24 protein-coding genes are annotated in these 26,554 nt (G+C 69.1%); 16 read left to right on the top strand and 8 right to left on the bottom strand.

What is annotated here, in order from left to right:
- The first annotated feature begins 250 nt into the window (after positions 1-250).
- From QFZ27_RS22885 to QFZ27_RS22910, 6 genes are all read left to right on the top strand, one after another.
- Positions 251-562, top strand: coding sequence for a co-chaperone GroES (locus tag QFZ27_RS22885; protein ID WP_429228765.1), 312 nt, complete (start codon positions 251-253; stop codon positions 560-562).
- Between the two features lie 38 nt (positions 563-600).
- Positions 601-2,226, top strand: a complete 1,626-nt coding sequence (groL, locus tag QFZ27_RS22890; protein ID WP_429228766.1) for a chaperonin GroEL — start codon at positions 601-603, stop codon at positions 2,224-2,226.
- A 90-nt stretch (positions 2,227-2,316) separates the two neighbouring features.
- A complete protein-coding gene (locus tag QFZ27_RS22895) occupies positions 2,317-2,550 on the top strand; it encodes a hypothetical protein (protein ID WP_429228767.1) in 234 nt (77 codons plus the stop codon).
- Positions 2,551-2,581: 31 nt separating this feature from the next.
- On the top strand, positions 2,582-2,857 hold the full coding sequence (locus QFZ27_RS22900) for a hypothetical protein (RefSeq protein ID WP_429228768.1): 276 nt from the start codon (positions 2,582-2,584) through the stop codon (positions 2,855-2,857).
- A gap of 75 nt (positions 2,858-2,932) precedes the next feature.
- A complete protein-coding gene (locus QFZ27_RS22905; RefSeq protein ID WP_429228770.1) occupies positions 2,933-3,997 on the top strand; it encodes a glycosyltransferase family 4 protein in 1,065 nt (354 codons plus the stop codon).
- The gene (locus QFZ27_RS22910) at positions 3,994-6,168 is read left to right on the top strand and encodes an amylo-alpha-1,6-glucosidase (RefSeq protein ID WP_429228771.1); all 2,175 of its coding nucleotides are present in this window, start codon (positions 3,994-3,996) and stop codon (positions 6,166-6,168) included. The genes QFZ27_RS22905 and QFZ27_RS22910 overlap by 4 nt, the downstream gene beginning before the upstream one ends.
- A gap of 103 nt (positions 6,169-6,271) precedes the next feature.
- Here the strand turns inward: QFZ27_RS22910 and QFZ27_RS22915 are convergent, their stop codons facing one another.
- Entirely contained in the window at positions 6,272-6,733 is a 462-nt protein-coding gene (locus tag QFZ27_RS22915; protein WP_429228772.1) for a cupin domain-containing protein, read from the bottom strand.
- Positions 6,734-6,845: 112 nt separating this feature from the next.
- On the opposite strand from QFZ27_RS22915, the gene QFZ27_RS22920 reads away from it, so the two are divergent.
- Both QFZ27_RS22920 and QFZ27_RS22925 read left to right on the top strand, forming a co-directional pair.
- On the top strand, positions 6,846-8,408 hold the full coding sequence (locus QFZ27_RS22920; RefSeq protein ID WP_429228773.1) for a winged helix-turn-helix domain-containing protein: 1,563 nt from the start codon (positions 6,846-6,848) through the stop codon (positions 8,406-8,408).
- 241 nt (positions 8,409-8,649) lie between these two features.
- A complete protein-coding gene (locus tag QFZ27_RS22925) occupies positions 8,650-9,369 on the top strand; it encodes a class I SAM-dependent methyltransferase (RefSeq protein WP_429228774.1) in 720 nt (239 codons plus the stop codon).
- A 77-nt stretch (positions 9,370-9,446) separates the two neighbouring features.
- On the opposite strand, the gene QFZ27_RS22930 is transcribed toward QFZ27_RS22925, so the two are convergent.
- The 4 genes from QFZ27_RS22930 to QFZ27_RS22945 all read right to left on the bottom strand — a co-directional run bounded on the left by QFZ27_RS22930 (position 9,447) and on the right by QFZ27_RS22945 (position 15,592).
- Entirely contained in the window at positions 9,447-13,163 is a 3,717-nt protein-coding gene (locus QFZ27_RS22930) for a vitamin B12-dependent ribonucleotide reductase (protein ID WP_429228775.1), read from the bottom strand.
- Positions 13,164-13,629: 466 nt separating this feature from the next.
- Entirely contained in the window at positions 13,630-14,100 is a 471-nt protein-coding gene (locus QFZ27_RS22935; RefSeq protein WP_429228776.1) for a GNAT family N-acetyltransferase, read from the bottom strand.
- A gap of 101 nt (positions 14,101-14,201) precedes the next feature.
- Entirely contained in the window at positions 14,202-15,161 is a 960-nt protein-coding gene (locus QFZ27_RS22940; RefSeq protein ID WP_429228777.1) for a glutathione binding-like protein, read from the bottom strand.
- Entirely contained in the window at positions 15,161-15,592 is a 432-nt protein-coding gene (locus QFZ27_RS22945) for a bleomycin resistance protein (protein ID WP_429228778.1), read from the bottom strand. The genes QFZ27_RS22940 and QFZ27_RS22945 overlap by 1 nt, the downstream gene beginning before the upstream one ends.
- A 117-nt stretch (positions 15,593-15,709) precedes the next feature.
- Here QFZ27_RS22945 and QFZ27_RS22950 point away from each other — a divergent pair, with 117 nt between their 5' ends.
- The 4 genes from QFZ27_RS22950 (at position 15,710) to QFZ27_RS22965 (ending at position 18,446) form a co-directional block, all read left to right on the top strand.
- Positions 15,710-16,660 carry a metallophosphoesterase family protein gene (locus QFZ27_RS22950; RefSeq protein WP_429228779.1) on the top strand — a complete coding sequence of 317 codons (951 nt, stop codon included), beginning with the start codon at positions 15,710-15,712 and terminating at the stop codon, positions 16,658-16,660.
- A gap of 30 nt (positions 16,661-16,690) precedes the next feature.
- Positions 16,691-17,029, top strand: a complete 339-nt coding sequence (locus QFZ27_RS22955) for a cupredoxin domain-containing protein (protein WP_429228780.1) — start codon at positions 16,691-16,693, stop codon at positions 17,027-17,029.
- A 104-nt stretch (positions 17,030-17,133) separates the two neighbouring features.
- Positions 17,134-17,685: a sigma-70 family RNA polymerase sigma factor gene (locus QFZ27_RS22960; RefSeq protein WP_429228781.1), complete on the top strand. Its 552-nt coding sequence runs from the start codon at positions 17,134-17,136 to the stop codon at positions 17,683-17,685.
- A complete protein-coding gene (locus QFZ27_RS22965) occupies positions 17,682-18,446 on the top strand; it encodes an anti-sigma factor family protein (RefSeq protein WP_429228782.1) in 765 nt (254 codons plus the stop codon). Before QFZ27_RS22960 ends, QFZ27_RS22965 begins: the two co-directional genes overlap by 4 nt.
- Before the next feature lies 1 nt (position 18,447).
- Here QFZ27_RS22965 and QFZ27_RS22970 read toward each other — a convergent pair whose 3' ends face one another.
- On the bottom strand, positions 18,448-18,924 hold the full coding sequence (locus tag QFZ27_RS22970) for a GNAT family N-acetyltransferase (RefSeq protein ID WP_429228783.1): 477 nt from the start codon (positions 18,922-18,924) through the stop codon (positions 18,448-18,450).
- 226 nt (positions 18,925-19,150) lie between these two features.
- Here QFZ27_RS22970 and QFZ27_RS22975 point away from each other — a divergent pair, with 226 nt between their 5' ends.
- The 3 genes from QFZ27_RS22975 (at position 19,151) to QFZ27_RS22985 (ending at position 24,242) form a co-directional block, all read left to right on the top strand.
- Entirely contained in the window at positions 19,151-20,062 is a 912-nt protein-coding gene (locus tag QFZ27_RS22975) for an arginase family protein (protein ID WP_429228784.1), read from the top strand.
- 156 nt (positions 20,063-20,218) lie between these two features.
- Positions 20,219-21,049: a response regulator transcription factor gene (locus QFZ27_RS22980; protein WP_429228786.1), complete on the top strand. Its 831-nt coding sequence runs from the start codon at positions 20,219-20,221 to the stop codon at positions 21,047-21,049.
- 106 nt (positions 21,050-21,155) lie between these two features.
- On the top strand, positions 21,156-24,242 hold the full coding sequence (locus QFZ27_RS22985) for a beta strand repeat-containing protein (protein WP_429228787.1): 3,087 nt from the start codon (positions 21,156-21,158) through the stop codon (positions 24,240-24,242).
- A 12-nt stretch (positions 24,243-24,254) separates the two neighbouring features.
- Here the strand turns inward: QFZ27_RS22985 and QFZ27_RS22990 are convergent, their stop codons facing one another.
- Complete coding sequence (locus QFZ27_RS22990) at positions 24,255-24,725, bottom strand: GNAT family N-acetyltransferase (protein WP_429228788.1); 471 nt, start codon at positions 24,723-24,725, stop codon at positions 24,255-24,257.
- An 89-nt stretch (positions 24,726-24,814) separates the two neighbouring features.
- Here QFZ27_RS22990 and QFZ27_RS22995 point away from each other — a divergent pair, with 89 nt between their 5' ends.
- The gene (locus QFZ27_RS22995; RefSeq protein WP_429228789.1) at positions 24,815-26,101 is read left to right on the top strand and encodes an amidohydrolase family protein; all 1,287 of its coding nucleotides are present in this window, start codon (positions 24,815-24,817) and stop codon (positions 26,099-26,101) included.
- Between the two features lie 15 nt (positions 26,102-26,116).
- On the opposite strand, the gene QFZ27_RS23000 is transcribed toward QFZ27_RS22995, so the two are convergent.
- Positions 26,117-26,377: a hypothetical protein gene (locus tag QFZ27_RS23000; protein WP_429228790.1), complete on the bottom strand. Its 261-nt coding sequence runs from the start codon at positions 26,375-26,377 to the stop codon at positions 26,117-26,119.
- Positions 26,378-26,554: the final 177 nt, after the last annotated feature.

Below are 26,554 nucleotides of genomic sequence, written 5' to 3' on the forward strand. Positions count from 1 at the left end.
GCCGCGGATTTATTCTCCGATACGGACCCCGCCATCCTACGCCGCCGCGGCCGTCGTGCCGAGTCGGTCGATTTTATGCACGAATCCAGGGGCTTGGCACTCTCTGGTCGAGAGTGCCAAAATTTTTCAGGAAGGTTCTTGAAGCCGTTTTTCGGCCTTCCTATGTCGGCATCCGTCGGGCCGGCGACCCCTGCATTTCAACGGCGCCGCCCGTGATCACATGACGCCATTGGCAAGACAGGAGTCCGCAATGACATTCCGTCCGCTGCACGATCGCGTGGCCGTCCGGCGCCTCGACCAGGAGGAGAAGACCCGGGGCGGCATCATCATCCCCGACATCGCCAAGGAGAAGCCGCAGGAGGGCGAGGTGATCGCCGTCGGCCCCGGCGCGCGGGATGAGCGCGGCGAGCTCGTGCCGCTCGATGTGAAGGTCGGCGACCGCGTGCTGTTCGGCAAGTGGTCGGGCACCGAGGTCAAGATCGACGGGGAGGAGATCCTGATCATGAAGGAAAACGACATCATGGGCGTGCTGGAAGGTGCCGCCCTGCGCCAGGCCGCCTGATGCGCCGCGTGGTCGTGTTTGGTTGAGGAGGAATGAGCATGGCTGCCAAGGATGTGAAATTCGCCGGCGACGCGCGGGAGCGGATGCTGCGCGGCGTCGAGATCCTGGCCGACGCGGTCAAGGTCACGCTCGGCCCCAAGGGCCGCAACGTCGTGATCGACAAGTCGTTCGGCGCGCCGCGGATCACCAAGGATGGCGTCACCGTCGCCAAGGAGATCGAGCTGTCCGACAAGTTCGAGAACATGGGCGCGCAGATGGTGCGCGAGGTCGCGTCGAAGACCAACGACCTGGCCGGTGACGGCACCACCACCGCCACCATCCTGGCCTCGGCGATCGTCAAGGAGGGCGCCAAGGCCGTCGCCGCCGGGCTGAACCCGATGGACCTGAAGCGCGGCATCGACAAGGCCGTCGAGGCGGTGGTCGCCGAGCTCAGGAGCAATGCGCGGAAGATCACCCGCAACGACGAGATCGCCCAGGTCGGCACCATCTCGGCCAATGGCGACGCCGAGATCGGCCGGTTCCTGGCCGAGGCGATGGAGAAGGTCGGCAATGAGGGCGTGATCACGGTCGAGGAGGCGAAGAGCCTCGACACCGAGCTCGAAGTGGTCGAGGGCATGCAGTTCGACCGCGGCTACGTCTCGCCCTACTTCGTCACCAATCCGGAGAAGATGCGGGTCGAGCTCGAGGACCCCTATATCCTGATCCACGAGAAGAAGCTGGCGTCGCTGCAGGCGCTGGTGCCGCTGCTCGAATCCGTGGTGCAGAGCGGACGGCCGCTGCTGGTCATCGCCGAGGATGTCGAGGGCGAGGCGCTGGCGACGCTGGTGGTCAACAAGCTGCGCGGCGGCCTGAAGGTCGCGGCGGTCAAGGCCCCGGGCTTCGGCGATCGCCGCAAGGCGATGCTCGAGGACATCGCGGTCCTCACGGGCGGCACCACGATCTCCGAGGATCTCGGCATCAAGCTCGAGAACGTCACGCTCGACATGCTGGGCCGGGCCAAGCGGGTGGTGATCGAGAAGGAGAACACCACGGTCATCGACGGCGCCGGCGCCAAGGAGCAGATCGACGCCCGCTGCACCCAGATCCGGGCGCAGATCGAGGAGACCACCTCCGACTACGACCGCGAGAAGCTGCAGGAGCGTCTGGCCAAGCTGGCGGGCGGCGTCGCGGTGATCCGCGTCGGCGGCGCCACCGAGGTCGAGGTGAAGGAGCGAAAGGACCGCGTCGACGACGCGATGCACGCCACCAAGGCCGCGGTGGAGGAGGGCATCCTGCCCGGCGGCGGCGTCGCCCTGCTGCGCGCGGCCAAGGCGCTGGAAACCCTGACCTGGGACAATGACGACCAGCGCACCGGCATCGACATCGTCCGCCGCGCGCTGCAGGCCCCGGCGCGGCAGATCGCGCTCAACGCCGGCGAGGACGGGTCGCTGATCGTCGGCAAGGTGCTGGAGTCCGGAGAGCATGCCTTCGGCTTCGACGCCCAGGCCGGCGAATACGGCGACATGTACGCCAAGGGCATCATCGACCCGGCCAAGGTGGTGCGCACCGCCCTGCAGGACGCGGCGTCGGTCGCCGGCCTCCTGATCACCACCGAGGCGATGGTGGCCGAGCTGCCGAAGAAGGCGGCCGAGACCCCGGCGCCCGGCGCGGGCATGGACTACTGAGGCCAAGCCGGTGGCGGGGAGGCAGCGGACCTCCCCGCCGATCGGCGGTCGGTTCCCTTCGATTCTATGGATATCGCTTCGGAGGCATCGATGGTTCGTACCATCCGCTCAGGACGGTTCCGGGCGCGGGCCGGGCTGCAGGCGAACGATCCCGTCGCCGCCATCGACGGGGCGCCGGTGAGAAATTCGCCGGAACGCCGGAACAAGATCGGCCCCACGCCGGTTGGAAAGCGCGTCGACCTCATCCATGCGAGCGGGACGGCAGGCCCCGGACCCTCACGGTCAAGGCGCCCGGCGACGCTCGCGATCAGCATGCCCCGGTGACGGGGCCGCCCCTGGAAGAGAAAGGACCAGCATGAGCGGTTCTGCATCATCCATCAGCGCAAGAGTGGTCGCTGCCTATCGCTCCAGCCGCGAGGCGGGGGCGGACGAGTGGACCGCGTGCGAGAAGGCGCTCGATGTGTTTCGCCGGGTTCACCCGGATGCCTCCGCCGATTTCGCCAACACCTTCGTCTCCGAGGCGCTGCGGGAGGCCTATCCGCCCGATCGCGTCGCGCGCCCATCGGTGCCGGCCTCGGCGCTCCGGCGCGCCATGCCTTCGACCGGGATCGGCGCCGGCCCGCACTCATAGCCTTCTTCTGGTGGCGTGGCCGCAGGCGGGCTCTGCGGCCACTATCGGCTACGCGCATTTTGGACAGGTTCGACGATGAAGATCGCCCAGATCGCTCCCCTCTATGAAGCCGTGCCGCCCAAGCTCTACGGGGGCACCGAACGGATCGTCGCCCATCTCTCCGACGCGCTGGTCGATCTCGGCCATGACGTCACGCTGTTCTCCAGCGCCGATGCGCAAACCATGGCCCGGCTGGTGCCGGTGCGCGACCAGGCGTTCCGGCTGGACCCCAGCCCGCTGAAATCCGACTACGCCGCGCATCTGTCGATGCTGCACGAGTTGCGGCGGCGGGCCGACGAGTTCGACATCATCCATTTCCATGTCGACCTGATCCATTTCCCGCTGTTCGAGAAGATCGCCTCGCGCACCGTGACCACCCTGCACGGCAGGCTGGACCTGAAGGACCTGCCGGAGGTGTACCGGCGCTGGCCGGACTATCCGCTGGTCTCGATCTCGGACTCCCAGCGCCTGCCGCTGGCCGACGCCAATTGGGTGGCGACGGTGCATCACGGCCTGGCGGAGGACCTGTTCCATCCGCCGCCCGCGCCGCGGGGCGACTATCTCGCCTTCCTCGGCCGGATCTCGCCGGAGAAGCGGCCGGACCGGGCGATCGAGATCGCCCGCCGCTCGGGCCGCCACCTTCGGATCGCGGCCAAGGTCGACGATGCCGACCGGATCTACTTCAAGGAGGCGATCGAGCCGCTGCTGTCCGACCCGCTGGTCGAGTTCATCGGCGAGATCGGCGACGACGCCAAGGCGGAGTTCCTCGGCAACGCCGCCGGGCTGCTGTTCCCGATCGACTGGCCCGAACCCTTCGGCCTGGTGATGATCGAAGCCATGGCCTGCGGCACGCCGGCGATCGCCTGGAACTGCGGCTCGGTGCCGGAGGTGATCGATGATGGCGTGAGCGGCTTCATCGTCCGGTCGATGGATGAGGCGGTGGAGGCGGTCGAGCGGCTGCCTGAGCTGGATCGCGGCGAGATCCGCCGGAGCTTCGAGCGGCGCTTCTCCAGCCGGGTGATGGCCGAGCGCTATCTCGAGCTGTACGGTCGCCTGGTCGGCAAAAGCGGCCTGACCCCAGCCCTGCTGGCCGCCGAGTGAGCCGGCCCGAGCTGATTCCGGAGGAGCCAGTTCCGGACCAGGCCCCGCCGCCCGACCTCTCGGCCCGGCGCGTGCCGCTGCGGATGTATTCGCTGAAGCATGGCGACACCTTCCTGGTCGCCGACGCCCTCGGCAACATCGCCGGCGACGATGACGGGCTGTTCCACAACGACACCCGGATCCTGTCCCGCTTCATCGTCCTGCTCGGCGGCGAGCTGCCGTCGCTGCTCGGCGCCGGGCTGAGCCAGGACAACGCCATCTTCACCACCCACTCGACCAACCGGACCCCGTCGCCGCTGGGCGACGAGGGGCTGCCGAACGGGGCGATCCATCTGCAGCGCTCGATGCTGCTGTGGAACGACCGGCTGTACGAGCAGATCCGGGTGGAGAATTTCGGCCAGGCCGAGGTGCGGGTCCCGCTCGCGATCCGCTTCGGCGCGGATTTCCACGACATGTTCGAGGTGCGCGGCGCCACCCGGCTGCGGCGTGGCCGGCTGGCCGCGCCGGAGCAGCGCGGCGACACTGCGGTGCTGCGCTACCAGGGGCTGGACAAGGTCGGGCGCCAGGCGGTGATCCGCTTCTCGGAGGCGCCGCAGCGCCTCGACGGCGAGACGGCGGAGTTCCTGTTCCGCCTGCCGGGCCACGGTGCCTTCGACCTGTTTGTCGAGGTCGGGGCGGAAGAAGCGGCCGAGGCTCCCGGCCGGGCTCGGTTCCGCCACGCCTGCGCCCAGGCCAGGCGGCGGATGCGGGCGCTGTCGCGCTACGGCACGGTCCTGCGCACCTCCGGCCGGCTGTTCAACGACTGGATCGACAAGTCGCGGGCCGACCTGTCGCTGCTGGTGACCGAGCTGCCGACCGGGCCTTACCCTTATGCCGGCATCCCCTGGTTCTCGACCACCTTCGGCCGCGACGCGATCATCACCGCGCTGCAGACGCTGTGGCTTAGCCCGGCGCTGGCCCGGGGCGTGCTGCGGTTCCTGGCGTCGCGCCAGGCGCTCGAGGCGTCCGCCTTCAAGGACGCCCAGCCCGGCAAGATCATGCACGAGGCGCGCCGGGGCGAGATGGTCGCGCTCGGCGAGCTGCCCTTCGCCGAATACTATGGCGGGGTCGACACCACGCCGCTGTTCGTCATGCTGGCCGGCGCCTATGCCAGCCGCACCGGCGACATGGCGCTGATCGACGAGCTGTGGCCGGCGCTGCTGCGCGCCATCGGCTGGGTCGAGCGGGTGGCTGACGGCAACAGCGGCGGCTTCCTCGATTACGCCCGCAGTTCGGAGAAGGGGCTGTCGAACCAGGGCTGGAAGGACAGCCACGATTCCGTCTTCCACGCCGACGGCCGGTTCCCGGACGGGCCGATCGCGCTGGTCGAGGTGCAGGGCTACGCCTTCGCCGCCCTGCGCACCATGGGCGATCTGGCTGCCCAGCGCGGGCTGGACGACGAGGCGACGCGGTGGCGGGTGCGGGCCGAGGCGCTGCGCGTCGCGGTCGAAAGCCGGTTCTGGATGGAGGATAAGGGCTTCTACGCCCTGGCGCTGGATGGTCACGGCCAGCCCTGTCGGATCCGCGCCTCCAATGCCGGCCACCTGCTGTATTGCGGCCTGCCGTCGCCGGACCGTGCGGCGAGCGTCGCGCGGCAGCTGCTCGACACGCCGTTCAACTCGGGCTGGGGCATCCGCACCCTGGCCCGCGGCGAGGCCAATTTCAACCCGATGTCCTACCACAACGGCTCGGTCTGGCCGCATGACGGGGCGCTCAGCGCCGCCGGCCTGGCCCGCTACGGCGAGCGCGCCGGCGTGGTCCGGCTGCTCAGCGAGCTGTTCGAGACGGCGGTGCATTTCGACATGCGACTGCCGGAGCTGTTCTGCGGCTTCCCGCGGGTGCGCGGCGAGGGGCCGATCGCCTATCCGGTCGCCTGCCTGCCGCAGGCCTGGGCCTCCGGCTCGGTGTTCATGATGCTGCAGGCCTGTCTCGGCCTCAAGATCGACGGCGCCCGCAACCGCATCCGCATCGACCGCCCGCGCCTGCCGATCGGCATCGAGACCCTGACGGTCGAGGCGTTGCCGGTCGGCGAGCGGCAGGTCACCCTGACCTTCCGGCGCATCGGCGACCAGGTCGTGGTCTCTCCGAGCAGCACCCGCCCGCCGGAGGTGGAGATCATCGCGCGCATGTGAGACTGGGCTGCCGCGGCAGACCATCGGTGACCTGCGCGCGGGCCGGTGCCGCCCCGGAGCGGTGACAGGTGCGGCATCGTTCTCGCAGACGCTGGGCGGGTGCTTACGAGCGCGTTGTCAAAGTTGAGAGCTGATCGGTGTCGTAGCGGTTTCTGAGATCGGCGAGCGCCGCAGGATCCGGCGCGCCTTGCGCTGCGAGTTTCGCGAGCTCTTCGAAATAGTGCTCGTGGCCGGGCGGAGAGACGGTCATCAGCACGCGGGCCGGTGTCTCGCTGACATTCGTGATGTTGTGTGGCACCCCCGGCGGGATGAACAGATAGGTTCCCGGCGTGGCGCGGATCGTCCTGTCGCCGACATGCCACTCGCATTCACCCTCGAGGACGTAGAACGTCTCCTCCTGCACCCGGTGAACGTGGCGCCCGGTGGCGAACCCCGCCGGGATCGTCCAGTCGAACATGCTCGTGTGCTTGGTATGTTCGTCGGTGACGAGGAAGACCATAGGGTGACCGCGCAGCATGACCCCCATCTTCTCCTGGGGCATGCGAATGACGGCATCGGCGCTCATGTGATCCCTCCATCCATCATCAGGTGTCTGCTCCCGCAAGCACCCGTGCAGCATCGGCCGTCAGCGCCGGGAAGTCGTGAAACCGTTCCCAAAAATTTGCTAAAATGCCCGAATGACTGTCGGGGGCGAGCTCTACCAGTTCGGCCCGTTCCGCCTCGATCCGGCGGGACGCATACTCTACCACGGGGCCGAGCCGACCATGCTCGGGCAACGCGCCGTCGCGCTGCTGCGCCTGCTGCTCCAGAACGCGGGCGTCCTCGTGTCCAAGGACGCCCTGGTCGAGGCCGGCTGGGGCGGATTGGCGGTTGCCGATAACAATCTGACGGTACAGATCGCCGCCTTGCGCCGGGTACTGGCCGACGCGGCGGATGCCGAGAGCTGGATCGAAACACTGCCGCGCCGCGGCTATCGCTATGTCGGACCGGCTGTTGCCACGACTGTTCCCGATGGTTCGGCCGCCGCCCGCGCCGTGTCGGCACCGATCTTGCCTGAGAAGCCCTCGGTCGCGGTGCTGCCGTTCTCGAACCTGAGCGGCGACCCGCAGCAGGAGTATTTCGCCGACGGGATGGTCGACGACATCATCAACGGCCTTGCACGCATCAAGTGGCTGTTCGTCATCGCGCGGAACTCGACCTTCGCCTATAAGGGCCGCGCCGTGGACGTGAAGCAGGTCGGCCGCGAGCTTGGCGTGCGCTATGTCCTCGAAGGCAGCGTGCGCAAGGCCGGCGGCTGCGTGCGTGTGACCGGGCAGTTGATCGACGCATCTACCGGCGCGCATGTGTGGGCCGAGCGCTATGACCGCAGCTCCGAGAGCATATTCGCGCTCCAGGACGAGATCGCGCTGTCAGCGGTGGGCGCGATCGCGCCGAGCGTGCGGAAGGCGGAAATCGAACGTGTCAGGCGGAAGCGCCCCGACAGTCTCGATGCCTACGATCTCGTGCTGCAAGCCCAGCCTGACGTCGATTCAGGGATGCCGGTGCAAGTGACGAGAGCGCTGGCGCTGCTCGAGCGTGCGATCGCCCTCGAGCCTGCTTACGCGCTGGCGCATGGCAACGCCGCGATGTGTCACCATTGCCTGTTCCTTCGCGCCGGACTGCAGGAGGTCAACCGTGCCGCTTCGATCCGCCACGCCCGATCGGCCATCATCCATGGACAGGACGATGCGCTCGCCCTGACCTGGGCGGGATTTTCCATCGGCATGGATGCGCACGATCGCGCCGCTGCATTCACGGCATTGGAGGCCGCCCTCGCCATCAGCCCGTCATCGGCGCTGACCTACATTCTCGGCAGCGTCATTCTCGGATGGGGCGGCGAAGCGGAGCGCGCGATCGAATGGAGCGAGCAGGGTCTGCGGCTGAGCCCATTCGATTCATGGACCTGGGCCGCGTTTGACGCGCAGGCCATGAGCCATTTGCTACGCGGGCGTTACGAAGAAGCGTGCCGAGCGGCCTACAGGTCCGTTCAAGCCAATCCGGCACACCGCATCACTTATGTGCAATTGGCCGCTGCGCTGGCCAGACTCGGCCGGGTGGACGAGGCGAGGGCGGCCGCCGCGCGTGTGCTCGAGCTTCAGCCGGCCTTTCGCTACAGCCGCCAGTTTGCCGGCGTGAATTGTGCGTCAGCGCTCGCGGACGCTCTCGGCGGCGCGCTGCGGGACGCCGGATTGCCGGAGTAGCTTGGCGAACCGCGGGAACGTGTTCAGTCTGGTCAGCGAACGCGCCGTTGTCTTTCGAATATGGTGTATCCAGTTCGGGCCGCTCCCTCGGCTTCCTGTTTCCGCCCGAGACAGTCGGGCTCGCCAGCATTCGCGCAACGGGGCAGGGTGCCCGACGGTGGAACTGTGCGGTTCCGGCCGGACATAAAGTCCGATCCCGCCCGGCGGTAAGTCGCGGCGTGCGAGGAGAGGGGATTTCGGCATGAGCAACGGCTGGGACGATTCGGCGGAGGCCTGGATCGCCGATATGGGCGAGCATGGCGACTTCACGCGGCGCTTCGTGCTCGACCCGGTGATGGTCGCTCGGGTCGCCGGGCGCGGCTTCGCCACGGCGCTCGATGTCGGCTGCGGCGAGGGCCGGTTCTGCCGCATCCTGCGCGGCCACGCGATCCGGCCGGTCGGGATCGATCCGACGGCGGCGCTGCTGCAGCGGGCGCGTGAGCTGGACCCCGAGGGGGACTATCGCGACGGCCGGGCCGAGCAACTGCCCTTCGGCTCCGGCGCCTTCGACCTGGTGGTCAGCTACCTCACCCTGATCGACATCCCGGACCTCGACGTCGCGGCAGCGGAGATGGCGCGGGTGCTGCGCCCGGGCGGCACGCTGCTGATCGCCAACCTGTCCGGCTTCACCACCGCTGCCGGCGAGCGCGCCCATTGGGTCCGCGACGATGCCGGCCGGCCGCTGCACTTCCCGGTCGACCGCTATCTCGATGAGCGGATGTACTGGGCCGACTGGCGCGGCATCCGCATCCACAACTGGCACCGCCCGCTCGGCCGGTACATGGCGGCGTTCCTCGCCCAGGGCCTGATCCTCAGCGTCTTCGCCGAGCCGGAGCCGATGGCCGGCGCCGATCCGGCCACGGAGGAGCGGTATCGGCGCGCTCCGTACTGCTACGTCATGGAATGGCGGAAGCCGGGCTGACGGCTTCAGAAGGAACGAGGCCCGCCTGGGGCGGGCCTCGCGTCTTTTCTTCTCGCTTCCTATCGCCCCTCCGGGCCTCAGCTGCAGCCGGTGGTCCCGCCGCAGGTCTCGCACTTAAGGCAGGTACCGTTCCGCACCAGGGTCATGTTCTGGCATTCGGGGCAGGGGTCGCCCTCATAGCCCTTGGCCCGGGCCTCGCGGATCTTGGCCAGGCGGACATCCGCCGTACCGTTCAAGGCCGCGCTGCGCAGCTGGACCGGCTCCGGCGCCAGCGCGGTGGCGCCCTCGGTGTGCATCGCCGTCGCCACGCCGCTCACCAGCTCCTGCATCTCGGCCACCCGGGCGACCGCGACGTCGCGGACGTTGCCGCCCTCGAACACCCGGAAGTTGCCGCGGACGAAGCCGGTGGAGGCGACCTTGCGGATCGGCGTCGCCGCCTCGGCCACCGCCGGGGTCTTGCCGTCGTCCGAGGTCACGCCCTTGCCGACCGTGTCCGGCGTCAGGTCCTCCGGCGTGGCATGGGCCAGGTCGCTGCGGTCGAGATAGGAGACCGCCAGCTCGCGGAAGATGTAGTCGATGATCGAGGTCGCCATCTTGATGGCGTCGTTGCCCTGCACCGGGCCCGAGGGTTCGAACCGGGTGAAGGTGAAGGCCTCGACGAACTCCTCCAGCGGCACGCCGTATTGCAGCCCGATCGAGACGGCGATGGCGAAGTTGTTCATCAGGCTGCGGAAGGCGGCGCCTTCCTTGTGCATGTCGATGAAGATCTCTCCCAGCCGCCCGTCATCGTATTCGCCGGTGCGGAGATAGACCTTGTGGCCGCCGACGATCGCCTTCTGGGTGTAGCCCTTGCGGCGGTGTGGCAGCTTGCCCCGGATGCCGGTCTTGTCGACGATCCGCTCGATCACCCGCTCGACGATCCGCTCCGCCACCATCGGCGCGCGGGCCCCGGCCGGCGCCTCGATGATGCGCTCGACCAAGCTCTCTTCCTCGTCCTCGGCGTCGTCGTCGAGCAGCGAGGCGTTGAGCGGCTGGCTCAGCTTCGAGCCGTCGCGGTAGAGGGCGTTGGCCTTGAGGCAGAGCTGCCAGGACAGGAGATAGGCGTCCTTGCAGTCCTCGACCGTCGCCGCATTCGGCATGTTGATGGTCTTGGAGATCGCGCCCGAGATGAAGGGCTGCGCCGCCGCCATCATCCGGATGTGGCTCTCGACCGACAGGAAGCGCTTGCCGATGCGACCGCACGGATTGGCGCAGTCGAACACCGGCAGGTGCTCGTCCTTCAGCTCCGGCGCGCCTTCGAGGGTCATGGCGCCGCAGCAGAAGGTGTTCGCGGCCTCGATCTCGGCCCTGGAGAAGCCGAGGAAGGCGAGCAGGTCGAAGGTGACGTCGTCCAGCGCCGCCGCCGGTACCTTCAGCGTCCCGGTCAGGAAATCGTCGCCGAGGCTGTAGCGGTTGAACACGAACTTGATGTCGAAGGCCGATTTCAGCCCGAGCTCGACCGCGTCGATCGCCGCCTGGGTGAAGCCCTTGGCCTTCAGCGCGGCCCAGCCGATCGCCGGCGAATTCTCCAGCGTGCCGTGGCCGACGGCGTAGCGGATGATCGCCTCGATTTGGGCATCGTCATAGCCGAGGACGCGCAGCGCCTCCGGCACCACCCGGTTGATGATCTTGAAGTAGCCGCCACCGGCCAGCTTCTTGAACTTCACCAGGGCGAAGTCCGGCTCGATGCCGGTGGTGTCGCAATCCATCACCAGGCCGATCGTGCCGGTCGGCGCGATCACCGTCGCCTGGGCGTTGCGGTAGCCATGCGCCTCGCCGAGGCCGAGCGCGCGGTCCCAGGCGCGGCGGGCGGCCGCGACCAGCTCCTGGTCCGGGCAGGCATCGGCCTCCAGCGGCACCGGGGCGATCGACAGGCCCTCATAGCCGTCGGCCTCGCCATAGGCGGCGCGGCGGTGGTTGCGGATCACCCGCAGCATCGCGGCCGCGTTCTTGGCGTAGCCAGGGAAGGGGCCGACCGCCTTGGCCATCTCGGCCGAGGTGGCATAGGCGACGCCGGTCATCAGGGCGGTGATGGCGCCGCACAGCTCGCGGCCGTCGACGCTGTCATAGGGGATGCCGGACGCCATCAGCAGGCCGCCGATATTGGCGTAGCCCAGGCCGAGGGTGCGGAACTCGTAGGACAGGCGCGCGATCTCGCGGCTCGGGAACTGCGCCATCATCACCGCGATCTCCAGCGTGATGGTCCACAGCCGGCAGCCATGCTCGAAGGCCGGTATGTCGAAGGAGCCGTCCGCCCGGCGGAAGGTCATCAGGTTCAGGGACGCCAGGTTGCACGCCGTGTCGTCCAGGAACATGTATTCCGAGCACGGGTTCGAGGCGTTGATCCGCCCCGATTCCGGGCAGGTGTGCCACTCGTTGATGGTGGTGTCGAACTGCAGCCCGGGGTCGGCCGAGGCCCAGGCGGCGTGGCCGATCTTTTCCCACAGGTCGCGGGCCTTGAGGGTCTTGGAGACCTTGCCGTCGATGCGGCGGATCAACTGCCACTCGCCGTCCTGCTGCACCGCCTCGAGGAAGGTGTTGGTCAGGCGGACCGAGTTGTTCGAGTTCTGGCCGGAGACGGTGAGGTAGGCGTCCGAATCCCAATCGGTGTCGTAGACCCGGAACTCGATGCCGGTATAGCCCTGGCGCGCGAAGTGGATGACGCGCTGGACGTAGTTCTCCGGCAGCATCGCCTTGCGGGCGCCGATGACGGCGCGCTTCAGCGCCTTGTTCTGCTTCGGGTCGAAGCGGTCGCCCGTCTCGGCGTCGGAGGTGCCGTGGCACGCCTCCATCACCTCGTTCAGGTGCTTGCGCGCCAGCTTCGAGCCGGCGACCAGGGCCGCGACCTTCTGCTCCTCGACCACCTTCCAGTCGATATAGGTCTCGATATCCGGATGGTCGATGTCGACCGTCACCATCTTGGCGGCGCGGCGGGTGGTGCCGCCCGACTTGATGGCGCCGGCGGCGCGGTCGCCGATCTTGAGGAAGCTCATCAGGCCGGAGGAGCGGCCGCCGCCGGAGAGCTTCTCGCCCTCGCCGCGCAGCTTGGAGAAGTTCGAGCCGGTGCCGGAGCCATATTTGAACAGGCGCGCCTCGCGGACCCACAGGTCCATGATGCCGCCCTCGTTCACCAGGTCGTCGGCCACCGACTGGATGAAGCAGGCATGCGGCTGCGGCCGCTCATAGGCGCTGTCGGACAGGCGCGGCTCGCCGGTCTTCTCGTCGACATACCAGTGGCCCTGGGCCGGGCCGTCGATGCCATAGGCCCAGTGCAGGCCGGTGTTGAACCATTGCGGGCTGTTCGGCGCCGCCATCTGCTGCGCCAGCATGTAGCGCATCTCGTCGAAATAGGCGCGGGCGTCGGCCGCCGAATCGAACAGCCCGCCCTTCCAGCCCCAGTAGGCCCAGGTGCCGGCCAGGCGGTCGAACACCTGGGTCGCGGTGCGCTCGGCGCCGACGCGCTCGGCCTCGGGCAGCTCGGCCAGGGCCTTCTCGTCGGGGACGCTGCGCCACAGGAAGTCGGGCACGCCCTTCTCGCGGACGCGCTTCAGCCGGGCCGGGATGCCGGCCTTGCGGAAATACTTCTGCGCCAGGATGTCGGACGCGACCTGGCTCCAATCGGCCGGCACCTCGATGTCGGTCTGGCGGAACACCACCGAGCCGTCCGGATTGCGGATCTCGCTGGTCGCCGACCGGAACTCGATCCCCTCATAGGCGTCGTGCCCTTCGGCCGTGAAGCGCCGTTCGATCCGCATGGTCCCCGATCCTCCTTCATCCGTCGCGCTGCCCGCGACCCCCGCCTGATACCCAGCGGGGACCACATCCCCGCGCCGAAGCTCCAATAGCGACTCGCGTCAGCAAGCCGCCACAGATCAGTCAAAGAACCTTCATCATAAGTCGAAAACAAGTATTGAAATTGGAAATTTTGCTCTCTCTGTGGATAACCCGGTGGATAGACCAGTGAATACCCAGTGAAGAAGCGGTGGTTATTTTCCGTGAGCCGCAGCAGCCTGCGGCTTTCCGGACCCCGATCCGGTTCCGTCCGCGAGAGAATCGCCACTGATCCGATTCTTGTGGCTGACCCTACCCGTGGGTGGTTCCCCGTATCAGGGCCCCACATATTGTGTCAGTTTGGTGGCGTGCGCAAGCGCCGAATTGCGCAGCCTGGGGGCGTTCCGCATGTGGATTCGGCATGGGAATCACGGGGTTGCCGGAGAATCCTTAGGTTTCAGGGAAACCGAGGAGCAGGTCGGGCAACCCTTCCTCGTTGTCGGAGCCGTCGCCCTCGCTGAGAATCACGCCGCCATGCGACCGATAGAAGGCGAGGGCGCGGGCGTTGTGGGCGAAGCAGTAGAGGCGCAGCCCGGGGGTGTCGCGCCGGGCCCAGCCCAGCAGGGCCGTGCCGATGCCGCGGCGGTGGTGCTCGGGGTGGATGTAGAGCTGGTCGAGCCAGCCGTTGTGGAGCGCGGCATAACCCACCGGCGCGCCGTCGCGGCAGGCGATCATCACCTGGGAATTCCGGATGGTGCGCAGCAGGAAGCGGCGGATCGCGGTGCGGCTGTGCGGGTTGGGGATGGCCGCCGACTCGCGGGCCCTGCGGTGGATCGCCGCCAGCGTGCCGGCATCGGCATCCGTGGCCGGCCGCAGCGTCAGCCCGGCTGACCGATCCGTGTCTGGGCTGGCGTCGTCCAAGGCGGCCTGCCGATTCCGTCCGAAGTGGCGCGACCATGCGGGCGGGGCCCCAGGGCGTCAAGACTTGGGCGTCAAGGCCGTGGCCTGAGGCCGATGGCGACTCAGCCCGCCATCAGCTCGGACGGGTGGCGCCAGCCGGGGATGGCGGCGAGGCGGCCCAGCCAGGCCTGCACCGCGGGCCAGCCGAAGGGGTCGAGACCGGCTTCGTCGAGCCACCAGAGATAGGCGGCACAGGCGATGTCGGCGATGCTGGGCGACTCGCCGGCGAGGAAGGCCCGCCGGGCCAGCTCTTCCTCGAGCCGGTCGAGATCGCCCCGGGCCCGGGCCTCCAGCCAGCGCAGCACGTCGGCCGGCGTGTTGGACGCGACGCGCCGGGCGAAACGCAGATTGGGTACCGAGAAGCCGATCCGGTTCGCTTCCCAGAACAGCCATTGCCGGATCTCGTCCCAGCCGGCCGGGCTGTCGGCGCCGAAGCGGCCGCTGCATTCGGCCAGATGGATCAGAATCGCGTCGGACTGGCACAGCGTTCCGCTGTCCGTGACCAGCACCGGCACTTCGCCGAACCGGCTGGCTCGGCGGAACGGCTCCGGCCGCTCGGCCCGCGGCACGGCGAGGTCGAGCGCGACATAGTCGTGAGCGATGCCGGCGAGGGCGAGGAACAGCCGCAGCACCGCACGGGTCCAGGCGCCGTGGCGGGCCGAGCGGTCGAGCCGGTCCAGCCGCCCCTGCAGCGCTGCGACCTCGTCGGGCGCCAGATCGTCCTGCTGCCTCAGCGCCGCGCGTGGGGCCTCGCCCTGCAGCCGGAAGGCGATGCGGTATGACTCGCCCTCCGCCGCGCCCAGGCCGGCCAGCAGGTCGTCGCGCCCGGTGAAGCCGGCCGAGCGGGCCTCCGCCTCGGTGATCCGGCCGGCGGCGACGACATCGACCGCCTCGATCGCCAGCACTCCGGCCGGCGTGGTCAGGGTCCCGCCGGCCCGCACCGTCGGCCGACGCCAGCGGCGGAAGGCGAGGGTGACCGTGCCGGCCGCGATGCGGTCCAGCACCGGGCGCTTGAACAGCATCAGCCCCCGCCCCGCGGCAGGGGCCGCGACCCGAGATCTTGGCAGAAGCGCAGGAGATAGCCGTCCGGGTCCTGGACCACGAACTGGCGCTGGCCGAGCTGCGCATCGCTGCGGCGGTACCAGCGCTCCTCCAGCGGCAGCAGCAGCGCCTCCGCCGCCAGCACTGCCGCGTGCAGCGGGTCGATGTCCCCGACCTCGATCTGCAAGTTGACGCCGCGGCCATAGGGGTGTTCCAGCGGCCCGGCCAGCCAGGTGCGCCCGGGATCGGCCGGCTGGTCCAGCATCAGCGCCGCGCCCTCGCGCACCAGATAGGCGAAGCGCTCCTCCGGTCGATCATACAGCACGGCGAAGCCCAGCACCTCGGTGTAGAACCGACGGCTGCGGCCGATATCCGAGACATAGAGCTCCGGCACGAGCTTGGGCGACGTCATGGTGAGTCCCTCCGCGCACATCCTGGCCGAACTCCGATTCGGCGTAACCTGGGAATAAATCCGACCGGCCCGCGATCTCCACCAGCGGACGATCCCGTCCGCACAGGAGATTCCGTCATGAACGATGGCGACAAGGGCGACCGGCCGGGCGGCATGGACCGCCGCGGCGCCCTGACATGCATGCTGTGGGCCGGCATGGGCGTGCTGTGGGGGTCGAGCGGCGGCGTGCCGCGCTCGCTCGGCATGGTCGGCGACGCCATGGCGGCGGAGCCGTCCGGCTTCACCTTCCTGCAGCTCAGCGACAGCCATGTCGGCTTCGACAAGCCGGCCAACCCGAACGCGCTGGGCACCCTGCAGGACGCGGTGACGCGCATCGGCACGCTGCAGAAGAAGCCGCAATTCCTGATCCACACCGGCGACATCAGCCACCTGTCCAAGCCGAAGGAGTTCGACGACGCCGACCAGGTGATCGGCGGCGCCGGCCTGCCGGTGCACTACGTCCCCGGCGAGCACGACCTGCTCGACGACGGGACGGGCCAAGCCTATCTCGACCGTTACGGCCGCGGCAGCAAGGGCGCCGGCTGGTACAGCTTCGACTCCAACGGCGTGCATTTCATCGGGCTGGTGAATGTCGTGGACCTCAAGGCCGGCGGCCTGGGCAATCTCGGCCACGACCAGCTGGAATGGCTCGAGGACGACCTGCGCGGCAAGTCGGCCAGCACACCGATCGTGGTCTTCGCCCATATTCCGCTCTGGCTCGTCTACCAGGATTGGGGCTGGGGGACGGAGGACGGCGCCCAGGCCCTGTCCTACCTCAAGCGCTTCGGCTCGGTCACCGTGCTGAACGGGCATATCCACCAGATCATGCAGAAGGTCGAGGGCAACCTCACCTTCCACACCGCCATGTCGACCGCCTTCCCGCAGCCGGCACCCGGCACCGCACCGTCGGCCGGCCCGATGAAGGTGCCGGACGACCAACTGCGCAAGCTGCTCGGCACCACCAGCATCGAGATCCGGCACGGTGACAAGCATCTCGCGCTCACCGACATGCCGCTCGCCGCGTCCTGAGCGCACATGCCCGACATTCGGAGACCGAGAATGAGCTTCCTTTCCGCCCGGCGCTCCGCCGCCGGGGTCGCCATCGCCCTGCTGCTTGGCCTGGGCGGTGCCCAGGCCGCGGCGCCGCAGCCGGTCGCCATCAAGATCGACAACTTCACCTTCAGTCCGGCTGACATCACCGTGCCCGTCGGAACCGCCGTTACCTGGACCAATGGCGACGACATCCCGCATACGGTGGTGGCGGTGGACAAGAGCTTCCGCTCCAAGGCTCTCGACACCGGCGACAGCTTCACCGCGGCCCTGGCGAAGCCCGGCACCTTCGCCTATTTCTGCGGCCTGCATCCGCATATGACGGGCCGGATCACCGTGACGCCGTGACCCGTCCCACTCTCGTCAGGCCGCTCGACGCCGAAGCCGGGCGGGAGGATGCTGAAATCCGGGACGGGCCGCACCGCGCGGCCCGCCCCCCGGGGGGACGGCCGATGCGCGGGACGGATACGGCGAAGTGGTTCCGGGAGACCGTCCTGCCCTGCCTGGACGATGCCTACATGCTCGCCCGCTATCTCACCCGCAGCCCGACGGATGCCGACGATCTGGTGCAGGAGGCCTTTGCCCGGGCCCTGCGCTATTTCGACGGCTTCGCCGGCGGTGACCCGCGGCCCTGGCTGCTGGCGATCCTGCGCAACTGCTTCTACGCCTGGCTGCGGGCGCGGCGGGCGCAGCAGGGCGAGCCGCTGCCGGACCCGGAGGAGGCGGTGGCCGAGGCGACGATGGATCCCTGGGGCCAGGCGCCGGAGGATCCGGAGGCGACGCTGATCCGGATCGACGAGGCGGAAGGGGTGCGGGCGCTGGTCGAGGCGCTGCCGGAGCCATTCCGCGAGGTGCTGGTGCTGCGTGAGATGAACGACCTGTCCTATCAGCAGATCGCCGAGGTGACGGAGGTGCCGATCGGCACGGTGATGTCGCGGCTGGCCCGGGCCCGGCTGCTGGTCAAGCGCGCCTGGCTGGCCCGCCAGGCGGAGGAGGCGCGATGAGCTGCCCGGACAAATCGGTGCTGCTGCACGGCATGCTCGACGGCGAGCTCGATGTCGTCGGCGCCCTGGCCTTCGAGGCACATCTCAAGGACTGCCCGGCCTGTGCCGCGGAATACCGGCGGCAGCAGGCGATCCGGGCGGCGCTGCGCCGGCCGGAGCTGCGCGACCGCGCGCCCGACGCGCTGCGCCGGAAACTCGAAGCGGCGCTGCAGCCTGCGACCGAGCCGTGGTGGCGGCGCCTGGCCTCCGGCTGGCGCTGGGGCGGGGCCGGGGCGGCGGCGCTGGCCATGGCGTTGATGCTGATCCTGGTCCTGCCGCGCGGCGGCGACGACCTCACCCGACAGCTGGTCGACAGCCATGTGCGGTCGCTGCTGGCCGAGCACCTGGTCGACGTGCCGTCCTCCGACCGGCACACGGTGAAGCCGTGGTTCGTCGGCAAAATCGACGCGGCCCCGCCGGTGGTCGATCTCGCGGCGCAGGGCTTCCCGCTGGTGGGCGGGCGGCTCGACTATCTCGACCGCCGGGTGGTGGCGGCGCTGGTCTACCGGCATGGCGGCGGGCACGTCGTCAACCTGTTCGTCTGGCCGCAGCCGGGCGCCGCGGACGCCGCGGTGACGACGGAGACGGAGGAGGGGTACCGCCTGCTGCACTGGGTGCGGTCGGGGCTGGAGTTCTGGGCGGTGGCCGATATCGACCTGTCCGAGCTGCAGGCTTTCCAGGCCGCCTATCAGCAGGGTGCAACGGCGCAGGGCATGCCCTGACCTACAGCTCCAGCTTCATGCCTTCATGGCTGGCGACGAAGCCGAGCCGGGCATAGAAGCGGTGGGCGTCGGGCCGGCGCTTGTCGGTGGTCAGCTGGACCAGGGCGCAGCCGCGCGCCCGGGCCCTGGCGATCGCCCAGTCCATCATCGCCTGGCCCGCGCCGCGGCCGCGCAGCGCCGAATCGATGCGCACGGATTCGATCTGCGCCCGCCAGGCGCCGCGGCGCGACAGGCCGGGGATGAAGCTGAGCTGAAAGCAGCCGACCACCCGGCCGTCCAGCTCGGCCACCATCACCTCCTGGTTCGGGTCGGCGGTGATTGCGGCGAAGGCGGCCTGGTAGGGCGCATCGACCGCGGTCTCGCGATTCTTGCCCAGCGGGTCGTCCGCCAGCAGCCGCAGGATCGCCGGCAGGTCGGCCGCTTCGGCGGCGCGCATCGTCACATCCATCATCCGCTCCGGAATTCCGTCTCTCGCCATCACGGTCTATCGTGAGGCCCCGCCCATGCGGGCGCCACGACGGCCATCGAGTCCCGACGTCAGAACGATACCCCCGGACGGGATCCCGGGCGCAAGAGGCGGCGATGCGGCGCTTGTACTCTGGCCTGACGGCGGATCTCGCGCGCCGATTGCTGTGAATCGGCTGACGCGGGGAACCTTCATTCGTCGTGAGCCGCTGCCGAACTCTGCAACGAGGGCCTCCGACATGTCCCCGCATCCCGGCTTTCTCGATTTCCCCGCACATCTGCCCGGCGGCGTGCAACCGCGCATCGTGCTGTTCGGCGCGCCACATGGCACGACCTATCCCGGCGCCGATTCTTCGGGCTTCGCCGGCGCGGCGGCCGCCATCCGCGCCGCCAGCCGGGATGACGCGCAATTCCTCGACAGCTGGGACTTCGACCTTGGCGGCCCCCTCTTCGAAGGCCGCGAGCCCTGCTGTGTCGATGCCGGCGACCTGCCGACCTCGGCCCTCGACAAGTCCGGAAATCGCAAGCTGATCCAACAGAAGACGCGCGCCATCCTCGCCGCCGGCGCCGTACCGCTGATGATCGGCGGCGATGATTCCGTGCCCATTCCCTTCATCGCCGGCTTTGCCGATCATGGCCCGATCTGGATCCTGCAGATCGATGCCCATATCGACTGGCGCGACGAGCGCCATGGCGAGCCCATGGGCTATTCCAGCACCATGCGCCGGGCGAGCGAGATGCCGCATGTCGCCGGCATCGTGCAGGCGGGCATCCGGGGCGTGGGCAGTGCCCGGCCCCTGGAGGTCGAGACTGCCAGGCGCTGGGGCGCGCACCTCGTCACGGCGCGGGAGATCCACACCGACGGCATCGGAGCCGCCCTCAAGCACATACCCGCGGACGCGCGCGTCGTCGTGACCCTCGACTGCGACGGGCTCGATCCCAGTGTGATGCCGGGCGTGGCCGGCCGCACGCCCGGCGGGCTGACCTATCAGCAGGCGATCGGACTGATCGAGGGGGTGAGCCGGCGCGCACGCCTTGCCGGCTTCGACCTCATCGAATTCCACACGCCTGCCGATATCGACGGCATCACGGCGCTCACGGCTGCGCGCCTTCTCGTCAATGTGATCGGACGCATCGTCAGGCAGGTTTGAATCGGCAGTCCGGCACGCCAAAAGGAGGGTTTTCGAGTCGAACTCCGAGGCTGTGCGCTGCATCAGCGCGACAAGATCCGGCCGGATCCAGTATTGTCTTATGCACGGCATGTGCAGCGCCAGGCCCCGCCCGGCGTGCGAGAGAGAGGGGATACCATGCAAGGCCGTTCCATCGGCAGGTCGGCGGCTCGGCCGGCGGTCGATGTTTCGCCGTCCTTCGCCCGGGCGGACGACCACTTGGTCCTCGGGCTGATCGACCAGATCTATGACGCCGGCATCGGCGACGAAGACTGGCTCTCGGTCCTGCGCGTGCTCGGCGCGGCGTTGGGCGGCGAGGCGGTGGTGCTGCGCCGGATCAGCCCGGCCGCGTCGTGCCCCGCGACCATGGCGTCCGAGACCGACCCCGATTATGTCGAGCGCTACCAGGCGCATTTCCACAAGCTGCTGCCGCTGTTGCCGCTGCTGCCCAGGCTGGAATCCGGCTCGACCTTCGCCCATTCGGCGCTGATCCCGAACCGGGACTATCACCGCACCGAGTTCTACAACGACTTCATGCGGCCGCAGGGCAAGGACCACGGCCTGTACTGGGTGGATTTCGACCGGCGCAACCTGTCGGCGATGCTGTCGGTCTGGCGGCCGCGGCGCCGGCCCGACTGGGATGACGAGCAGGTCCGGGTGCTGCGCGCGATCGGGCCGCATCTCAGCCGGGCGTTGCGGATCGAGCGTGGGCTCGCTACGGCGGGGACATCCGCGCCCGCCAGGGCGCTGCCCACGGCCCCAGCGTCCCGGTCGCTGCTGACCCCGCGCGAATGCGACTGCCTGACCTGGATCGCCCGCGGCGCATCGAGCAAGGAGGCCGCGCGCCGGCTGTCGCTGTCGGTCTACACCGTCAACGAGTATGTCGCCTCGGCCATGCGCAAGCTGGGGGCGGGCAGCCGTGCCGAGGCGGTCGCCGTGGCGCTGCTCCGCGGTGCGATCAGCGGCTGATCGGACGAACATCGCGCAACAAAATAACTGAAAAACGAACCGTCATTAGCATCCTTTTCCGGCAGGATCGGCCCAGAAAATCTCGTTTTCCGATCAGGGATTCATCATGGCGGTCATCAACGGCACCGAGTTCATCGATTTCCTCGACGGCACGACCTTCAACGACACCATCAACGGCCTCGGCGGAAACGACACGCTCACCGGTCTCGGCGGCCGGGACACCCTGAACGGCGGCGACGGGAACGACCGGCTCATCGGCGGGGTCGGGGCGGATTTCCTGAACGGCGGGGCCGGGGTCGACACCGCCGACTATCGCGACAGCGCCGCCGGGGTGACGGTCGCGATCGGCGGCATCGGCAGCGGCGGCGACGCCGAGGGGGACGCGGTCGGCGCCGATGTGGAGAACATCGACGGGTCGGATTTCGACGACACGCTGACTGGCTCGGCGTCCGCCAACCGGCTGGTCGGCGGGGCCGGCAACAACACGCTCTTCGGCCTCGACGGCGACGACACGCTGACCGCGGGCAATGTCGCCGGCCAGGGCAATGACACGCTCGACGGCGGCGCCGGCAACGACACCCTCATCGCCGGCGACGGCACGGATAGCCTGACCGGCGGCAGCGGGAACGACATCCTCCAGGGCGGTGCCGGCGCGGACACGCTGAACGGCGGCGCCGGCACGGACCAGATCACCTATGCTTCCAGCACGGACGGCGTGGCGATCGACCTTTCGACGCTGACGGCGGCCGGGGGCGACGCGCAGGGCGATGTGATCGGTGCGGACATCGAGAACGTCGAAGGCTCGAACCAAATCGACGGCCTGACCGGGTCGGCCGGGGCCAACGTCATGCGCGGCCTGGGCGGCCGCGACACGATCGATGGCCTGGGCGGCGACGACAACATCAATGGCGGCGCCGGCAACGATTTCGTCTTCGGAGGGGCCGGGAACGACGTGCTCCATGGCGGGATCAGCGACCTGACCGGCGCCAGCGGCGACGACATGCTCGAAGGCGGCGCCGGCGCCGACACGCTGAACGGCGGCGCTGGCGTCGACACCATCGTCTATAACGGCCCGGCCGGGGTGACGGTGACCATCGGCGGGGCCGGCGTCGGCGGCGACGCCCAGGGCGACAGCATCGGCACCGACATCGAGAACATCCAGGGCACGAACGGGTTCAACGACGTCCTGACCGGGTCGGTCCAGGGCAACCTCCTGTTCGGCCTCGCCGGCAACGACACGCTCAGCGGCCTGGACGGCGACGACCAGCTCGACGGCGGCTCCGGCGACGATGTGCTCCAGGGCGGGATCGGGGCGGACCGGCTGCTCGGCGGGGCCGGCAGCGACACCATCGCCTATGGCGGCTCGACCGCGGTCACCATCGATCTGAGCGACTTCACCGCCCTGGGCGGGGACGCCGAGGGCGACATCTTCGGCACCGATATCGAGAACGTCCGCGGCACCGGCTTCAACGACACGCTGACCGGCTCCGCCGTCGCCAATGAGCTGACCGGACTGGCCGGCGCCGACGAGCTGGCCGGACTGGACGGGAACGACACGCTCAGCGGCGGCGACGGCAACGATTTCCTCACCGGCGGCGCCGGTGCGGACAACCTGTTCGGTGGCGCCGGCATCGACACCATCAGCTATGACGGCTCGGCCGGGGTGACGATCAACCTGACCACCCTGACGGCATCCGGCGGCGACGCCCAGGGCGATGTCATCGGTGCCGACGTCGAGAATGTCGCCGGCACCGACGGCTTCAACGACGTCCTGACCGGCTCGGCCGCGGCCAATGAGCTGTCCGGCTATGGCGGCGCCGATACGCTCATCGGCATGGCCGGCAACGACAGGCTCGAAGGCCTGGCCGGCGTCGACGTGCTCCGCGGCGGGGTCGGGGCCGACACGCTGGACGGCGGCGCCGGCATCGATACCGCGATCTATTCCGACAGCGCGGCTGGGATCACGGTCAGCCTCGCCACCGGCATCGGCAGCGGCGGCGACGCCCAGGGCGATATCCTGATCGGGATCGAGAATATCATCGGCACTCAGCTCAACGATACCCTGGTCGGGAACGCAGGAGCCAACACGCTGCGGGGCTTGAACGGCAATGACGTGCTTCGGGGCGGCGCCGGAGTCGACGACCTCGAGGGCGGCGCCGGCACCGACACCGCCAGCTACTACGACGGCGCAATCGGGGTCACGGTCAGCCTGGTCACCGGCACCGGTCTCGGCGGCGACGCCCAGGGCGACACCCTGACCGAGATCGAGAACCTCTCCGGCAGCCAGGGCAATGACAGCCTCACCGGGACTGCCGGGGCCAACACGCTGCAGGGCTGGAACGGCAACGACGTGCTCCGCGGCGGGGCAGGGGCCGACGCGCTGGACGGCGGCGCCGGCACCGACACCGCCAGCTACTACGACGGCGCAATCGGGATCACGGTCAGCCTCGCCGGCGGCGCCGGCGTCGGCGGCGACGCCCAGGGCGACACCCTGATCGGGATCGAGAACATCAATGGCAGCCAAGGCAGCGACACCCTGGTCGGGAACGCCGGCGCGAACAACCTGCAGGGCTGGAACGGCAATGACGTGCTCCGCGGCGGGGCAGGGGCCGACGCGCTGGACGGCGGCGCCGGCATCGACACCGCCAGCTACTACGACGGCGCGGTCGGGGTGACGGTCAGCCTCGCCGCCGGCACCGGCATCGGCGGCGACGCGCAGGGCGATACCCTGGCCGGGATCGAGACCCTCTCCGGCAGCAATCTGGGCAGCGACACCCTCACCGGCAGTGCCGGCGCGAACACGCTGCAGGGCTGGGGCGGCAACGATGTCCTCACCGGGGCCGGCGGCAAGGATGCGCTCGCCGGGGGCGCCGGAGCCGATCGCTTCGTCTACACCGCCCTCGGCGACAGCGTGGTCGGGGCCAATGCCGATCTGATCACCGACTTCAGCCACGCCCAGGCCGATCGCATCGACCTGGCGGCGATCGATGCCAACACCATGGCTGCCGGCAACCAAGCCTTCAGCTTCATCGGCAATGCTCTCTTCACCGGCGTGGCGGGCCAACTGCGCTTCGCCCTCTCCGCTCCCGGGGTCACCACCGTCGCCGGCGACGTCAATGGCGACGGCACCTCGGACTTCCACATCCAGCTGACCGGCGCGATCAGCCTCGTCGCCGCCGATTTCGTGCTGTAGGCGGCAGGAGCATCAGACGGCGGGGACGGGTTTCGCCATGTGCACGATGGTGTGCTCGCCCCGCTGCTCCTGATGCGTCTCGCTGTAGCCTCGGGCGGCGTAGAGGGCGCGGTTCTCCGACATCCGGATGTTGGTGTAGAGCCGCAGCTCGGTGATGCTGCGGCGCCGCGCCTCGCGCTCGGCGAAATCCAGCAGCCGGCCGCCGAGGCCGCGGCCCTGATGGCCGGGATCGACCGCGACATTGACGATCAGCAGGTGGTCTGGCTCGGGCTTCAGCTCGATCAACGCGATGCAGCCATGGATGCCGTCGATCGCCCAGATCTCATGCTCGACCAGGGCGCGGACATAGTCGGCCCGCATCGGCTTCGGCTCGACGCCGACGCTGATGATCCATTTCGCATAGGCACGCCGGACCAGGGTCCGGATCACCTCGGCCTCGTCGGGCCGCGCCCGGCGGATCTCGCCCCATGTCGTGTGGAACATGGGTGCTCTCCCGTCTTTCCATGCAACGGCCGCATGCTATCGTCCCGGGCGCCGTTCTCTCACTGAAATTCCCGAAGGCCAGACCCGCCATGGACCTTGTCCTGCGCAATGCCAACCTGCCGGACGGCCGCACCGGCATCGACATCGGCGTCAAGGACGGCCGCATCGTCGCGGTCGAGCCGCATCTGGCGGCGCAGGCAGACGACGAGATCGACGCCGGCGGCCGGCTGGTGACGCCGCCCTTCATCGACTCCCATTTCCATCTCGACGCCACGCTGTCGCTCGGCCTGCCGCGGCTGAACCGCTCCGGCACGCTGCTCGAGGGCATCGCGCTGTGGGGCGAGCTGAAGCCGCAGCTGACTCAGGACGCGGTGATCGCCCGGGCCCTGGCCTATTGCGACCTGGCGGTGGCGCAGGGGCTGCTGGCGATCCGCAGCCATGTCGATGTCTGCGACGACCGGCTGCTGGCGGTCGAGGCGCTGCTCGAGGTCAAACGCCGGGTTGCGCCCTATCTCGACCTGCAACTGGTCGCCTTCCCGCAGGACGGGCTGTACCGTTCCGCCACCGCCGAGCGGAACCTGCTGCGCGCGCTCGACCTCGGCGTCGACGTGGTCGGCGGCATCCCGCATTTCGAGCGAACCATGGCCGACGGCGCCGCCTCGGTGCGGCGGCTCTGCGAGATCGCGGCGCAGCGGGGGCTGCCGGTCGACCTGCATTGCGACGAGAGCGACGACCCGCAGTCCCGCCACATCGAGACGCTGGCGGCGGAGACCCATCGCCTCGGCCTCGGTGGCCGGGTGACGGGGTCGCACCTGACCTCGATGCATTCGATGGACAACTACTACGTCTCGAAGCTGATCCCGCTGATGCGCGAGGCCGGCGTGGCGGCGATCGCCAACCCGCTGATCAACATCACCCTGCAGGGCCGGCACGACAGCTATCCGAAGCGCCGCGGCATGACTCGGGTGCCGGAGCTGATGGCGGCCGGCATCACCGTCGCCCTCGGCCAGGACTGCGTCATGGACCCGTGGTACTCGATGGGGTCGGCCGACATGCTGGAGGTGGCGCATATGGCGGTGCATGTCGGGCAGATGACGTCGCTCGACGCCATTGGCCGCTGCTTCGCCGCGGTGACCACCGAGGCGGCGAAAGTGCTGGAACTCGACGGCTACGGCCTGGCGCCCGGCTGCCGGGCGGATCTGGTGCTGCTGCAGGCCGCCGATCCGTTCGAGGCGGTGCGGTTGAAGGCGACCCGCCTCCTGGTGCTGCGCGCCGGCCGGATGATCGCCCGCACGCCGGAGCGGGTGACCGCGCTGGACCTGCCGGGCCGCCCGGTCACGGTGGTTCCGACCTTCACGCCGGGGTCGATCAGCTAAGGGCTTTGCCGGCGACTAGAATACGCGGCCGATCCGAGCCATGAAGGCCTCCCGCTCCTCGGGCTCCGACATACGGAAGCGTTGCCAGTCCTTGCCGCTGCGGACCTCGGTGACGAGGCCTTCAGTATCCTGACGGATCTGAAGCCACGGCTTGCCAGAGCCGGCGAAAATCCCCGGGCCCCTTTCGTGGATACCGGGGATGGCGCGAAACAGAGCGATAAGACCCTCAAGGGTGTCGAGGGAGTAGGTTGAGACTGTGCTCCGTACGATGCGCATACTCGCATCATGCGGTGGACCGATGCCGTTTCCAAGCCGTGTGGCCTATAGCGCTGACGTTATCGCATCGCTGAGGCCGAAATATGGATCCGTCATGGCGAGCCCCGAAGGGGCGTGGCCATCCAGACTGCCGCCATCGTGTGCTACAGCTGAAGGACTGGATGGCCACGCTTCGCT

Source organism: Inquilinus ginsengisoli (assembly GCF_050434925.1).
In the GTDB taxonomy this organism is placed as follows: Bacteria; Pseudomonadota; Alphaproteobacteria; order DSM-16000; family Inquilinaceae; genus Inquilinus; species Inquilinus ginsengisoli_B.

Bases quoted from the DNA above. Each gene is read 5' to 3' on its own strand.
- QFZ27_RS22885 (WP_429228765.1), top strand. From the start codon at position 251: ATGACATTCCGTCCGCTGCACGATCGCGTGGCCGTCCGGCGCCTCGAC.
- groL (WP_429228766.1), top strand. From the start codon at position 601: ATGGCTGCCAAGGATGTGAAATTCGCCGGCGACGCGCGGGAGCGGATG.
- QFZ27_RS22895 (WP_429228767.1), top strand. From the start codon at position 2,317: ATGGTTCGTACCATCCGCTCAGGACGGTTCCGGGCGCGGGCCGGGCTG.
- QFZ27_RS22900 (WP_429228768.1), top strand. From the start codon at position 2,582: ATGAGCGGTTCTGCATCATCCATCAGCGCAAGAGTGGTCGCTGCCTAT.
- QFZ27_RS22905 (WP_429228770.1), top strand. From the start codon at position 2,933: ATGAAGATCGCCCAGATCGCTCCCCTCTATGAAGCCGTGCCGCCCAAG.
- QFZ27_RS22915 (WP_429228772.1), bottom strand. From the start codon at position 6,733: ATGAGCGCCGATGCCGTCATTCGCATGCCCCAGGAGAAGATGGGGGTC.
- QFZ27_RS22920 (WP_429228773.1), top strand. From the start codon at position 6,846: ATGACTGTCGGGGGCGAGCTCTACCAGTTCGGCCCGTTCCGCCTCGAT.
- QFZ27_RS22925 (WP_429228774.1), top strand. From the start codon at position 8,650: ATGAGCAACGGCTGGGACGATTCGGCGGAGGCCTGGATCGCCGATATG.
- QFZ27_RS22930 (WP_429228775.1), bottom strand. From the start codon at position 13,163: ATGCGGATCGAACGGCGCTTCACGGCCGAAGGGCACGACGCCTATGAG.
- QFZ27_RS22940 (WP_429228777.1), bottom strand. From the start codon at position 15,161: ATGCTGTTCAAGCGCCCGGTGCTGGACCGCATCGCGGCCGGCACGGTC.
- QFZ27_RS22945 (WP_429228778.1), bottom strand. From the start codon at position 15,592: ATGACGTCGCCCAAGCTCGTGCCGGAGCTCTATGTCTCGGATATCGGC.
- QFZ27_RS22950 (WP_429228779.1), top strand. From the start codon at position 15,710: ATGAACGATGGCGACAAGGGCGACCGGCCGGGCGGCATGGACCGCCGC.
- QFZ27_RS22955 (WP_429228780.1), top strand. From the start codon at position 16,691: ATGAGCTTCCTTTCCGCCCGGCGCTCCGCCGCCGGGGTCGCCATCGCC.
- QFZ27_RS22960 (WP_429228781.1), top strand. From the start codon at position 17,134: ATGCGCGGGACGGATACGGCGAAGTGGTTCCGGGAGACCGTCCTGCCC.
- QFZ27_RS22965 (WP_429228782.1), top strand. From the start codon at position 17,682: ATGAGCTGCCCGGACAAATCGGTGCTGCTGCACGGCATGCTCGACGGC.
- QFZ27_RS22970 (WP_429228783.1), bottom strand. From the start codon at position 18,924: ATGGCGAGAGACGGAATTCCGGAGCGGATGATGGATGTGACGATGCGC.
- QFZ27_RS22975 (WP_429228784.1), top strand. From the start codon at position 19,151: ATGTCCCCGCATCCCGGCTTTCTCGATTTCCCCGCACATCTGCCCGGC.
- QFZ27_RS22980 (WP_429228786.1), top strand. From the start codon at position 20,219: ATGCAAGGCCGTTCCATCGGCAGGTCGGCGGCTCGGCCGGCGGTCGAT.
- QFZ27_RS22985 (WP_429228787.1), top strand. From the start codon at position 21,156: ATGGCGGTCATCAACGGCACCGAGTTCATCGATTTCCTCGACGGCACG.
- QFZ27_RS22990 (WP_429228788.1), bottom strand. From the start codon at position 24,725: ATGTTCCACACGACATGGGGCGAGATCCGCCGGGCGCGGCCCGACGAG.
- QFZ27_RS22995 (WP_429228789.1), top strand. From the start codon at position 24,815: ATGGACCTTGTCCTGCGCAATGCCAACCTGCCGGACGGCCGCACCGGC.
- QFZ27_RS23000 (WP_429228790.1), bottom strand. From the start codon at position 26,377: ATGCGCATCGTACGGAGCACAGTCTCAACCTACTCCCTCGACACCCTT.